Below are 12,859 nucleotides of genomic sequence, written 5' to 3' on the forward strand. Positions count from 1 at the left end.
AGTTGCGCGACAGGTAAATTGCCTGCCAAGCAACCTGATCGACCGGCATGGATTGCCAGCTTCCAAACCGTCCCGGTCGGTCTAAAGTTAGGCGTCTTTCGGACTCCGCTGGACACTGTTCGATCTCGTTCGTATGACGACCACCAGATCCGCGTCGTTAATAGCCGACCCTTTCTCAAGAAACCCTACTCGTTCAAGTTCCTTGAGTGCCTGTCTGATGGATTGCCTAAAATGTTTCAACCGGTTGGCTTCTAACCCTGCCCCAGCCATCAACGTCCCAAGTTTCACCGGAAAGGGCTCGCGATGGCTGGCAAAGTAGCCATGCAACCAGGTTGCGAGGCCGTCATTGAGGTCCAAACGCTGCTGCCATTCGATCTGTGTGGAATATTTCGATCTCTCACCAAACAACTTGACCAACTCAATGGGAATCCTGATTTCGTATAGCGGGAGATTTTTTTTTGTCCTTTCGTCTCTCCACCGGAAATGGGGAATCATTGAAAAGCCCTCGCCCGTCGAGCCAAGCCGATCAAAGACCAACCGAAGGGACGTTGCCTGCAGGCGCGTGATGATTTCTCTCAGGCGCTCATAGCTACCTTTGACAATCGTCCCCGCTTTCTTGCCCGTCTTAAATGTTGACGTCGTCTTGATGGGCCATCTGATTTCTTTCAAAAACGAATGAGCGCTAAAGCGTATGACCTCCCCAGGCGAAGCTTTGGCAAGTTCGATGAGCTGCAACCAGACTCGTAGATCATCCTGTCTCAATTCTTCGCCTGTATATCGGATGCTCCCCGGCCCAATTACGAACACTTCGAAATCCTTGAGGTATTTTCGTCGAACGTTTCTGTTACGCGCATTGAAGAGAGCGCAACGGAACAGCTCATTGGGCGCGGCGCGGAATCCCTGCGGCCAGAACCCCAACGTCAGCTGTTGTCCAGGCGTCATCGATTTGTCACGAAAGCCCGCCTCGGCAGCTTGCAACTTTGCCTCACTCGCGGCCGACGTCGCTACTGCGCGAGGGAATTTTCGGAGGACTTCAGCGACTGGCTTACCGCTTTGCAGCGCTCCAAGTACAGCGGAGTCGAGTGCAATTCCTTCAAGCTCTTTTGGCAATTCATACGGCCCGGGCGTGCATATCTCAAGCTGAACCGGTAGATCGAACATCTCGGTATCCCGCAGTGCTGGTCTGGTAGCGTCGTCCGCTGGAGAGTTGGTGCCCACGCTTTTCATCGCCGGTACCTGAGCCTTAAGCCATCAGCTCAGCCGACTGCCGCTTGCGACCACGGCGCGGCTTCGGCGTGCCATTGACGTCGACCTTTGCTACATGTCGCTTGTCCTGCGGCTTCAGTCCTCGTAGCCATTCACGTACATCTGAAACACGCCAACGCACGCAGCGGTTTCCTCGCATGACGGCGGGCGGAAACTCGCCAAGGATGTCTCGTTGGCGAAATGCACTGACCGTAATCGCAATTAGGGCGGCGAATTCCGCTGGACCGATCAGCGCCTCAGGATCGTATTTTGAGAATCTCTCGCGAAAATCAGCGTGATTTGATATTGCCTGCATCGAGTTACCTCATTTCATATTTGACCAATGAGGATGAGTGTGCGTACTCTTGTATCGAATCCTTAAAGGCAAAGATCGCGAGTTATGGCATCCAGCACAAACAAGATGACGACTGATAGGGCTCTGGAGCGGCGCACCACACGCTCCGTATTCGATAGAGTCGCGGTCCGGAGCGGCTACACCCAGACGAAACTCGAGTCGATCGTGGGCCTCCCTCAAGCAAATGGCGCGGCCTACGGCAAGTATCGCTATGGAAAGCGGCCAATGATGCGCGACCGGCTTATCAGCTTCGTGCGAATGTTTTCCACGCCCGAACGGCGGTGGCTGGACAGCGACGACCTAATCCAACTCGGTCTCGCGGACACGCTTGAAAAGTGGGATCCAGCTGACATTTTCAAAAACCGCGGGAAAGCCTATACCCGATTCCTAAGCGGAAAAGCCCGAATCCTGCTCGGCCTGCTGCCGGTGGCCACTGGTGGCCCCAATGGGCGCGAGATCCGCCCCCCCAAGAGCGACGAAGAAGCTGCACGCTGCTATCAGCGTTGGAGTTCCTCAATTGAATCGCTCGGCGGTCGGCTGACCCGATGCCGATGCCTCGACCACTGCCGGTGCATGTGGCCGCTATCCTGTTACGGCCAAGACGCATGGGAAGCGCGTTGTGAAGAAGCCGTACCGGACGACTGGTATCCATATTGCCCAGTTGACGACAACGGAGAGCTTCTGGAATCGATTCCCACTTCCTCTCCCTTGCCGGATCACCACCCCAGCAAAGTAAAGCAGTTGAGGCTTTGGTTCGGTGGACGGAGCTATTCGGCGTACCCACATCCACTGTGCGAATGGTTCGGGTTCTTGGAAGCCAATGGCGACGACCTGACCGAATTTTTTGAGCGTAGCCGGTAGCGCCAGCGGCTTGCGGAAAAGGAGGCGCTCACCCAACGCGAGCATGACGACAGTTAGTGCTGGCGGAAAAGTGGCGGAGTCAGATTCAAAACATGAGGAAATTTGACAAAATTTGAAGAAGCACAAAACATTGTAGAATCAAGCCTGAGGCGGTGGATGCATCGCTTCATCGCAAGTAAAGCAGGGGCTGAATTTCGCTTCACACGGCAGGGGTCACTGGTTCGATCCCAGTACTACCCACCAGAATGTGCGCGAAAAGCCCAGGTCTCACGACCTGGGCTTTTTTCGTTAACCGTGCAAAACCCGGTACGAAAAACCGGCGCAAAACCCGGCTTCCGCATCGGTTGCAACAAGGCGCGGTCAGCCGCGCCCAGGTTCACAACGCGCCCGCATACTCCGGCTCCGGCGACCCCCGCACGCCAGCCCGAATCGCGAAGACGCCGCCGTCATCCTCCGTCGCCTCACTGGCTGGACGGATCGACGTGACGAACAGCGTATCGAGATCGCGCCCGCCAAAGGCACACATCGATGGCTTCACCGCCGGCACCTCGATCTTCCGGTCGAGAACACCTTGTGGCGTAAAACGCAGAAGCAGTCCGGCATCGTTCGCACAGGTCCAGTAGCAGCCGTCGGCGTCCACGGCCGCGCCGTCCGGACGGCCTGCGTGATGGTGAAGATCGACGAACACGCGACGGTTTCGTGGCGTCCCGCTATCGACGTCGAAATCGAACGCCCACACGAGGCGCTTCGATGGATGGGAGTCCGACAGGTACATCGTCATGCCATCCGGCGACCACGCCAGACCGTTCTGCGTGATCAGGCCGTCGATCACCGGCGCCGATAGAACGCCCGCCGCGTCGAACCGGAACAATGCGCCCGCCGGACTGGCCAGCGACATGTCCTGCACCATCGTCCCCGACCAGAAACGCCCCTGCCGATCGCAACGGCCATCGTTGAAACGCATGTCCTTCGAGGGAAACACCGGCGCCGCCAGTTGCCGCATCTGCGATGGACTCAGATTCCCGCCCGTCGCACGCTCAGGCTCAGGCAAGGTCACCGCGAACAACCCCGTCTCCATCCCCGCGAGCACGATGCCAGCCCGGTCGAACGCGATGCACGCGACCTTCTCCGGCAGCGTCCATTCCGACCGCGCGCCCGAAGCGACATGGAGCCGCACAATCTTCTGCGCGGGAATATCGACCCAGTAAAGCGCCTCATCCGCTGCGCGCCACACCGGACTCTCGCCGACCGACGCCTGCCCTGCCGCGTCAATCCGCTCGACAGATACGCCCATGGTCATCGCTTACGCTCCATCGGCTCGCCCAGCACGAACGGGCCGCCCTGGTACAACTGCGCGGGATCGTCGCGATTGTCGGTCGGCGCAGTCAGCGGAAAAAGACCGTCGAACTTCGCCGAGCTGTCCTGCGGGTTAAAGCCGAGGAACCCGGCCTTCGTGTTGTCCCACCACTTCACCGGATTGTTCGACGCGCCGTACACGATCGCGTGCCCGACACGGTTCGTGAACAGCGAGCAGCGCACCAGTTCGATGAAATCGCGGTAGCTGAGATACGTGACGAGCATGCGCGGATTCTTCGGTTCCTCGAACGACGAGCCGATCCGCACGCACACGGTTTCCAGCCCGAAACGGTCGTAGTAATAACGCGACAGCGATTCGCCGAAGCATTTCGTCACGCCGTAGAGGCTGTCAGGCCGCATCGGCGAATCGGCGTCGATCACCGAGGTGGTCGGGTGAAAACCGATCGTGTGATTCGAGCTCGCGAACACGATGCGCTTCACGCGATGCTTGTGCGCCGCCGAGTACAGGTTGTAGAGTCCGCGGATATTGGCTTCGATCAGATCGTCGAACGGGGCGTCGACCGAAATGCCACCCAGATGCACGATGGCATCGACGCCTTCGACCAGGGCATCGACGCCCGCCCGGTCAGCGAGATCCAGCACCGCGAGTTCTTCATGCGGCGCCGCCTCGCCCAGGGGCGCGATGTCGCTGACGCGCACGATGTCGGCCCAGTCGGCGAGCGGAGTACGCAACTGGGCGCCCAGATTGCCCGCGGCGCCCGTCAGGAGAATACGGTGGAAGGGCTTGCGTGATGCTGATGCTTCGTTGCTCATGTTGCAGTGTCCCTGATTGCGTATGATCGGTAGTCAGGCCGAAAAAACGGCGAGAGAAAACGTTTTCCTAACTACATATTATATTTTCAGGCACCCTTGCGTCAATTGACTTGACCGGCATCCGGACCAGACCATACAAAAAGAAAACGTTTACTCGAAGAAAATGAAAAAAAATACGCCTACGATTCGCGATGTCGCCGCTGCAGCGGGTGTCTCAGTGGCAACGGTATCGAAGTACATGAACGGCGCGCAGCGTTTCTCCGCGCCCGTCGAAGCCCGTCTGAAAGAAGCGATCGCGCAGCTCGGCTACCGCTCCAATCCACTCGCCCGCTCGATGATCACCGGGGAAACGCGCACCATCGGCCTTGCGATCCTCGATATCCGGAATCCGTACTTCACCAACATCGTGAAGGGCGCGAACCGCATCGCGCTGCGACACGACTACACGCTGCTACTGGTCGATACCGAAGAGAACCAGGAGCGCGAGCAGCCGCTCATCGAGGCGCTGGCGCGGCGTGTGGACGGCGTCATCATCAGTTCGCGGATGCAGGAAGACTCGATGGAATGGATGACGAAGCTGAATAAACCCGTTGTCCTGCTCGGGCGCAACCAGCAGTTCCCCATTCCGAGCGTCAGCAACGACAGCTATCTCGCAGGGTACATGCTGGCGCGACACCTGCTGAACCAGGGGCACCGGCGTATCGGCTACCTCGGTTTCGCCGGCTCGCGCTGGGACGCCGAGCGGATTCGCGGCGCGCGCACGTGTCTCGCGGAAGCCGGTTTGACGCTCGACGTGCACGATGCGCACGCGCCGTCGACGCTGGCCGGGAAAAGCGCCTGCTCATCGATCATGCTGGGCCCGGGCCGCCCCGAAGCGCTGATCTGCTACAACGACCTGATCGCGCTCGGCTTCATGAAGGAAGCCATGGCGCTCGGTTTCAAGCTGCCGCAGGACCTGTCGGTGACGGGCTTCGACAACGTGCCTTACGGCGAATATGCGGTTCCCGCGCTCACCACCGTCGATCTGCAAAGCGAAAAAATGGGCGAGACCGCGATGCTGAAGCTGATCGACGCACTCTCCGGCAAACCCGACACGGGTCATGTCACACTCGAGCCGCGCCTTATTGTGCGCGACTCGACGATCCGGCGCGGCGACACGCCGTAAGCACGCCCCGCCATACGCTTTCCGCCGCATATAAAAGAGCCGATATCCCCTCAACGGATATCGGCTCTTTTTTGCGTGAGCGTCCGAAGCGAAATCAGGCTTTAAGCGACGCCGTCTTCATATTCGGCACGAGCAGATGCATGATGCCCAGCGCAACCAGATAACCGCACGCGCCAATCACGAACAGCACCCAGTACTGGCCGGTCCGCTGCAACACCTGACCAATGACTTCAGAGAACAGCACGCCGCCGATCGACCCCGCCATGCCGCCGATCCCGACCACCGCGCCCACTGCGCGTCGCGGGAACATATCGGACGCCGTTGTGAAAAGATTCGCCGACCAGCCCTGATGCGCAGCCGCCGCGAGCCCAATGATCAGCACCGCGAGCCAGAGATTGTCCACCTGCGACACGAACGCGATCGGCAGTACGCAGCATGCGCAGATCAGCATCGCGGTCTTGCGGGCGCGGTTCACGCTCCAGCCGCCTTTCAGCAGCGCCGACGAAATCCAGCCGCCACCAATACTACCGACCGTCGTCAGCGCATAGATGCAGACGAGCGGCGGTCCAATGTGCTGCAGATCCATACCGCGCGCTTCGTTGAGCCACTTCGGCAGCCAGAACAGGTAGAACCACCACACCGGATCAGTCAGGAACTTGCCGATGATGAACGCCCACGTCTCGCGCATCTTCAACAGCGAGCCCCAGCCCGGCGCGCCGACGCCTGTGTCGGCTTCTTCTCCGTCTTCGAGCGCATCGGCGCCGTCGAGGGATTCCGCGCGGTTCTGGTCGGCCGGCTTGTAGATCGTCATCCACACGACAATCCAGACAAGACCGAGCGCGCCGATGACGACAAATGCCGCGCGCCAGCCCACCGCGATCGCGAGCGGCGGAATGATCGCGGGAGCGAAGACCGCGCCGATGTTCGCGCCTGAGTTGAAGATGCCGGTGGCAAGCGCCCGCTCACGACGCGGAAACCATTCCGCTGTGGCCTTGATAGCAGCCGGAAAATTGCCGCCTTCGCCAATGCCGAGCAGCGCGCGCACCGCAGCGAAACCCGTGACCGAGCCGACGGCCGCATGCAGCATCGCCGCGACGCTCCAGATCAGCATTGCCGCCGCATACGACACGCGTGTGCCGATCCAGTCGACCACGCGCCCGAACCCCAGCAACCCGACCGCATAGAAGGCCGAAAACGCGATCACGATGCGACCGTACTGCACCTGGCTCCAGCCGATGTCGTGTTGCAGGACCGGCGCGAGCAGGCCGAGAATCTGCCGGTCCATGTAGTTGATGACCGTCGCGAAAAAGAGCAGCGCGCACACGGTCCAGCGATAGCGGCTGGCGACGCGCACCACGCCTATAACGGCAGATTGCATGGTTGTCTCCTGCGCGACCTGGCTCGCCATGCCGCGCTTGTGTAATTGATGTCCAGTACGAGCACCGGGCGCCGACCCGGACGCGTATGACGCGGGCAGCGGGAAAAGTCGCGCTCCGGAAAGAGTTAAACGTTTTCCTTGGTGGCTATTTTATAGCTCAATCCGGCACCTCGTGTGCAAAAAAACGGGATTCCAGGCAAAACCCCAGGAGCGCGAACCAACCGATCCGGCGGGCGGAATTCCGGGGAGATGCTGGTAAGGTGAGTGTGCACGAATGCACGCACAGAAGGGGGCAGAAGAGCCTGGTGTTCATGTAGCCCGCGACCTCGGACTCTTTCTGCGAGCAGCCGGCATTAACGTGTCCTCATGACGAGGCAACCGCGACCGCATCTCGAAGAAGTTAATCGTTTTCTTGATTTTCCAAAGCGCCAGTCGCCGTGCGGTTAGAAACCGCCTACCCTGCTCCGGCGGCCAACGCGATTCCCCTCGCCATGCCCGACGCCGCGAACACCATCACGACCAGAAGGACAGTCTGCAGCGTGCCGATACGCGCGAAATGGGCTGCGCGAGTCAGGTCCGGCGTCGTACCGTCCCTCAGCGCGATACGCCAGCGGATGAGCGCCATCATCGGCGCGATTTCGAGCAGCAGGATCAATATGAGCGCCCCCATCTTGAGGTGAAACAGCGACGCGTGAAGGTAATAGTCCCCGCCCTTTTCGAAGCCGCCGAAAGCGCGCATGCCGCCGGTGAGGATGAGCACCAGCGCCGAAAGACCCCAGCCGGCGTCGGCGCGAAACACGGCGGGCAATTCAGCTGTCGTCGTGCAGCGGCGCAACAACCTCGACCGCCCAACAATGGACGCGAGTGCATAACCGAACGCGAGCAGGTGGATAGCGGCAAGCAACCAGCGAAACAGCATGGCGACTCCTTCCGTGCGACTCGCCCGTTCGATCCAGGCGACGTGTTTCCAGCGAGATCAGGCCTGCTGCAGCATGGCGTCGAGCGCGCGGGCGGCGACGCGATCGCCTTCGGTAACGAGCGGCGCGCGGAACACCGTCTGCCGGTTATGTCCGGCTGCGGCAGGCGAATCCCATAGCAACTCGACTTTCGGACGATGCCACCACGCCGCAAGGCTGGCGCGAGGCGCCGCGGCGGCCACTGAAGCGTGCGTGACGCCCGCCACAGGCGGCTCGGTCACGAGCGTTGCCGCCGCCGCCTTCGGCATGCCGCTACGGGTCGCCGGGACATCGGGCCAGCGCACTGACAATTCGCGCGAATCGTACTGGCCGAGCTTCCGGCTTTCGGCCCAGACGATGGCGGTGCGCGTCACCAGATCGAGCGCAACCGCGTATCGCCCGATCGCATAGCGTCGCGCGGCGGTGTTCGTGCGCCACAACGCGCGCGGCCGGCAGATCCACATCACGGCGGCATACAGCGCCGGCGCGGCCACCAGCCAGCCGTTCGTCGCGGCGATGGTGGTAACCGCGCGCCGCCACCCGGCCGCCCACACGAAGGCGCCAACCGACCAGACCGCAAACACAAAACCGAGGAGCGCAAAGAGCCGCAGCGCCTGACGCAGCCATTGCGGCAGCGGATGGAACGGACGCTCGGCGCGGGCGCGCGCGCCCGGCAGGAAAATGATCAGGAACAGAAAAACGAGGTTGATGCAGACCCAGGGCGACGATGCCATCGCCGTCAACGTGGCGAGGCTGAAACCCATGTCCGACATCGAAAACAGCCAGCGCGCCAGGATCACGAGACCGATGGCGCGCAGCGCGAAAACCGTCCCGGCGCCAGGCGCCGCGTTCGCACGCGTTTCGTTCGTTCTCGCCAAGGCATCCTCCTGTCGTCGGCAGCGCCGCAGGGGAATTTTGCGGCACGGCCATTATAGGGATATTGCTACCGCGCCTCACGCTTCACAGCACCGAAACTGTGCTTCGCGGCGTCAGACGCGGCGCACATGCAACAACGCCCCGCATGCAGCTTGCATGCGGGGCGTTGCTGGTGTCACACGCGCTATGCGACGCGCCTGCCGGTGGGCTCCACCATGGACTGGTGAAACCCGCCTTCAGCCGTTTCAGTTCGCGTTGACTTCGCGCAGCACGGTGCGGCGCTTGCCACGAAGCAGCTCTTCATACGAGGCGAGGTAGTTCTGCGCCATCACTTTCGACGAGAAGCGCGACTCGAACGCCTTGCGCACGTTTTCGCGCGGCAGCGTGTGCAGACGCTTCACGGCGGCGACCGCGCTGATTTCGTCTTCGACGACGAAGCCCGACACGCCGTTTTCGATCACTTCCGGCACCGAGCCGCGCTTGAACGCGATCACCGGCGTACCGCATGCCATGGCTTCGATCATCACGAGACCAAACGGCTCCGGCCAGTCGATCGGGAAGAGCAGCGCGTGCGCGTTGCCGAGGAATTCGGTCTTTTCAGCTTCGCTGATTTCGCCGATGTACTCGACGTGCGGCAGCGACATCAGCGGCTTGATGACTTCTTCGTAGTACGCGCGGTCAGCCTTGTCGAGCTTCGCGGCAATCTTGATCGGCATGCCGGCCTGTTCGGCGATGCGGATGGCCGTGTCGAGACGCTTTTCCGGCGAAATGCGGCCAAGGAACGCGAGATAGCCCGGCTTCACATTCGGGATCGGCTTCAGCAGGTTTTCCGGCAGGCCGTGATACACCGTCGACAGCCAGTTCGCCTGTTGCAGCGGCGAGCGCTGGTTGTCCGAAATCGAGACGACCGGCACGTCGTTAAACGTGTTGAAGACCGGTTGCAGTTCCGGCAGGTCGAGACGGCCGTGCAGTGTCGTCAGATGCGGCGTGGGCTGGCGCGAGAACAGCGAGAACGGGTAGTAGTCGATGTGGAAGTGCAGCACATCGAATTCGTCCGCGCGGCGGCGCACTTCTTCGAGCAGCAGCATGTGCGGCGCCATCGTGTCGCGGATTGTCGGGTCGAGGCGCAGCGCCTGCGGCCAGAAGGCTTCGAGTTTCGCCGAAGTCTGCGAATCGCCGCTCGCGAAGAGCGTGACGTCATGTCCCAGCTCGACCAGTGCTTCGGTCAGGTACGAAACCACGCGTTCCGTGCCGCCATAGAGCTTGGGAGGAACCGCCTCGTGTAACGGAGCGATTTGAGCGATTCGCATAATGGTGAACTCCTGGTAAAGATCAAGACTACAAGTTTGTTAAAAGCGACTCGCCCGCCCACCCGGTGCGGCTCGCACCGGAGGCGCTGGCCTGTTTCATTCGGGAAATTCTGCGATTGAACGCTGGTTGGAATGCCCAGACTGGTCATCGTCACCAGGTTGTGCATCCGGCTTAAAACGCACGGGCCGCGCACTCGTTGACAAACTGTCAGATTTTAGTGGGCCAAACCGAGCATGCATTATCAGTGCCGGGAGGCACGCGCGACGCAAAACCTTTCAAAGTCTTTAGGTTGTTACAAAGGCGAAACACTTTGCAAACCCTTGTTTTACAAGCCAGTTTTACATTGAAAGGCCCGCGGTGACAGCTGCGTTTGAACGCACGGTCAACGCCAGGGCCGACGCTTTTTCAGCGCAGTTTTACCGGGTCTTTGAACCGTCTGCCATCGCGCAGCGACGCGACTGAATGCAGTTTGTAATTATATCTCGAAATTTTTCCGCCGCCGGGATGAACCAGCGTTGCGCAGGCGGGTCTCGCAACACATAGGTGGCGAATCTTTATTGCGCGAAGGCGGGCACGCGATGCCTCTTCGTTGCCCGTCATTGCCCGCCGTTTCCTTTTTTGCAGTCTCCGAAAGTTCTTTGCATGTTTACAATGCGAGAACGTGCGCTTTTTTGTCGCTATGCGGCGACATGCACCGACGGCCTGCAACCCCGCCGTCACTTACCGACCACCAACACACGAACACATTGGAACATCTCACCATCGCCCAGCGTAATGCCCACAACGCAAAGCTTGCGAGCTATGCGCACCGGCCGCTTGCGTTCCTTTTCCGCTTCATTCGCCGCCACCCGCTCGCGCATGCGATCGTCCTGTGCAGCGTGTTCGCGGCCGTGGGGTGTGCGCTCGCGTCGCAATACGCGATCAAGCATCTCATCGACGTGCTTGGCGAAGGCCGTCATCATCCGGGCCCGCTGTGGGGCGCCTTTGCGATCCTGGTCGGCCTGATTGCCGCCGACAACCTGCTGTGGCGGATCGGCGGCTGGGTCGCCGCGCACACGTTCGTCGCCGTCACGGGCGACCTGAGGCGCGATCTGTTCCAGTACCTGAGCGGCCATTCGCCCACGTATTACTCGGAAAAGCAGCCGGGCATGCTGGCAAGCCGGATCACGGCCACGTCGAACGCGGTCTATACCGCCGAAAACACCACCGCCTGGAACGTGCTGCCGCCGTGCATCGCCGTGCTGGGCGCGATCGTGATGATCACCGCGGTCAACCCGCTGATGGCCGGCGGCCTGATGCTCTGCTCCGCGATCCTGTCGATCGTGCTCTACAAGCTCGCGGGCCGTGGCTCGGCGCGTCACCATCACTTTGCATCGAAGGCCGCCTCCGTCGACGGCGAACTCGTCGACGTGATCAGCAACATGGGGCTCGTGCGCGCCTTCGGCATGACGCTGCGCGAGCAGAAGCGCTTCGGCGACACGGTGAAAGCCGAGATGGACGCGCGCCAGCAAAGTCTGCTCTACCTTGAGAAGCTGCGCCTGCTGCACGCGGTCATCACCGCGCTGCTGTCAGCCGGGCTGCTCGGCTGGGCGCTGTGGCTGTGGGATCAGGGCCGCGCGACATCCGGCGACATCGTGCTCGTCAGCTCGCTCGGTTTCACGATCCTGCACGGCACGCGCGATCTGGCCGTCGCGCTCGTCGATGTGACGCAGCACGTGGCGCGGCTCGCTGAAGCCGTCAAGACGCTGCTGGAACCGCACGGCATGCCGGATCGCAAGGACGCGGGTGAACTCGTGCCGCAGGGCGGCCGCGTCGACTTCGAAAGCGTCACGTTCGCGTATCCGCGCCGCCGGCCGATTCTCGACCACTTCGAGCTGCATATCGAAGCGGGTCAGCGCGTGGGCCTGATCGGCAAGTCAGGCGCGGGCAAATCCACCGTGCTCGCGCTGCTGCAGCGTTTCTATGACACGCAGGGCGGCCAGATCAAGATCGACGGGCAGGACATCGGCGCCATCACGCAGGACAGCCTGCGCCATTCGATCGCGCTCGTGCCGCAGGATATTTCGCTGTTCCATCGCACGGTGTACGAGAACATTGCGTACGGGCGCCCCGAAGCAACGCGCGACGAAGTGCTGGCCGCTGCGCGTGAAGCGCGCTGCTCGGATTTCATCGAGGCGATGCCGGAAGGCTATGACACGATCGTCGGCGACCGTGGCGTGAAGCTTTCGGGTGGGCAACGTCAGCGGATCGCGATCGCGCGGGCCATCCTGAAGAACGCGCCGATCCTGTTGCTCGACGAAGCGACGTCGGCGCTGGACAGCGCATCGGAAGAAGCAATCCAGAAGGCGCTCGACCGGCTGATGGTCGGCCGTACGGTGATCGCGATTGCGCACCGTCTGTCGACGCTGCACAACTTCGATCGCATCATCGTAATGAGCGCGGGCAAGGTCATCGACGACGGCACGCCCGAAGAGTTGCGCAACCGGCCGGGGCTGTATCGCGATCTGCTGTCGAAGCAGTATGGCAAGGGAACGACGCTGCACGTCGGCGGCAAAAAGGTCGACGAGCAGCACGTGGCCTGA

General features: G+C 61.2%; 11 protein-coding genes. 3 read left to right on the forward strand and 8 right to left on the reverse strand.

Annotated elements, in window-relative coordinates; translation table 11 throughout:
• Nucleotides 1-87 precede the first annotated feature (87 nt).
• Together trfA and P3T16_RS13165 are read right to left on the reverse strand one after the other, a co-directional pair.
• The gene (trfA, locus tag P3T16_RS13160; RefSeq protein ID WP_429342634.1) at nt 88-1,161 is read right to left on the reverse strand and encodes a plasmid replication initiator TrfA; all 1,074 of its coding nucleotides are present in this window, start codon (nt 1,159-1,161) and stop codon (nt 88-90) included.
• Between the two features lie 82 nt (nt 1,162-1,243).
• Entirely contained in the window at nt 1,244-1,561 is a 318-nt protein-coding gene (locus P3T16_RS13165) for a helix-turn-helix transcriptional regulator (RefSeq protein WP_429342635.1), read from the reverse strand.
• 204 nt (nt 1,562-1,765) lie between these two features.
• Here P3T16_RS13165 and P3T16_RS13170 point away from each other — a divergent pair, with 204 nt between their 5' ends.
• The gene (locus P3T16_RS13170) at nt 1,766-2,461 is read left to right on the forward strand and encodes a hypothetical protein (RefSeq protein WP_429342636.1); all 696 of its coding nucleotides are present in this window, start codon (nt 1,766-1,768) and stop codon (nt 2,459-2,461) included.
• A gap of 376 nt (nt 2,462-2,837) precedes the next feature.
• Here P3T16_RS13170 and P3T16_RS13175 read toward each other — a convergent pair whose 3' ends face one another.
• Together P3T16_RS13175 and P3T16_RS13180 are read right to left on the reverse strand one after the other, a co-directional pair.
• A complete protein-coding gene (locus P3T16_RS13175; RefSeq protein ID WP_429342637.1) occupies nt 2,838-3,761 on the reverse strand; it encodes an SMP-30/gluconolactonase/LRE family protein in 924 nt (307 codons plus the stop codon).
• Nucleotides 3,758-4,591: an NAD-dependent epimerase/dehydratase family protein gene (locus tag P3T16_RS13180; RefSeq protein WP_429342638.1), complete on the reverse strand. Its 834-nt coding sequence runs from the start codon at nt 4,589-4,591 to the stop codon at nt 3,758-3,760. The genes P3T16_RS13175 and P3T16_RS13180 overlap by 4 nt, the downstream gene beginning before the upstream one ends.
• A gap of 163 nt (nt 4,592-4,754) precedes the next feature.
• On the opposite strand from P3T16_RS13180, the gene P3T16_RS13185 reads away from it, so the two are divergent.
• Nucleotides 4,755-5,756 (forward strand): LacI family DNA-binding transcriptional regulator, encoded by a 1,002-nt coding sequence (locus tag P3T16_RS13185; RefSeq protein WP_429342639.1) that lies wholly within the window; start codon nt 4,755-4,757, stop codon nt 5,754-5,756.
• Nucleotides 5,757-5,850: 94 nt separating this feature from the next.
• Here the strand turns inward: P3T16_RS13185 and P3T16_RS13190 are convergent, their stop codons facing one another.
• From P3T16_RS13190 to P3T16_RS13205, 4 genes are all read right to left on the reverse strand, one after another.
• Nucleotides 5,851-7,134, reverse strand: a complete 1,284-nt coding sequence (locus P3T16_RS13190; protein WP_429342640.1) for an MFS transporter — start codon at nt 7,132-7,134, stop codon at nt 5,851-5,853.
• Nucleotides 7,135-7,588: 454 nt separating this feature from the next.
• Nucleotides 7,589-8,053 carry a DUF2214 family protein gene (locus P3T16_RS13195; protein ID WP_429256780.1) on the reverse strand — a complete coding sequence of 155 codons (465 nt, stop codon included), beginning with the start codon at nt 8,051-8,053 and terminating at the stop codon, nt 7,589-7,591.
• A 57-nt stretch (nt 8,054-8,110) separates the two neighbouring features.
• Nucleotides 8,111-8,968 (reverse strand): hypothetical protein, encoded by an 858-nt coding sequence (locus tag P3T16_RS13200; RefSeq protein WP_429342641.1) that lies wholly within the window; start codon nt 8,966-8,968, stop codon nt 8,111-8,113.
• Between the two features lie 243 nt (nt 8,969-9,211).
• The gene (locus P3T16_RS13205; RefSeq protein ID WP_429256782.1) at nt 9,212-10,276 is read right to left on the reverse strand and encodes a glycosyltransferase family 4 protein; all 1,065 of its coding nucleotides are present in this window, start codon (nt 10,274-10,276) and stop codon (nt 9,212-9,214) included.
• 690 nt (nt 10,277-10,966) lie between these two features.
• Between P3T16_RS13205 and P3T16_RS13210 the strand changes: the two genes are divergently transcribed.
• Complete coding sequence (locus P3T16_RS13210; protein WP_429256783.1) at nt 10,967-12,859, forward strand: ABC transporter ATP-binding protein; 1,893 nt, start codon at nt 10,967-10,969, stop codon at nt 12,857-12,859.

Origin of the sequence: Paraburkholderia sp. GAS42 (genome assembly GCF_050436565.1) — a bacterium.
Classification (GTDB): domain Bacteria; phylum Pseudomonadota; class Gammaproteobacteria; order Burkholderiales; family Burkholderiaceae; genus Paraburkholderia.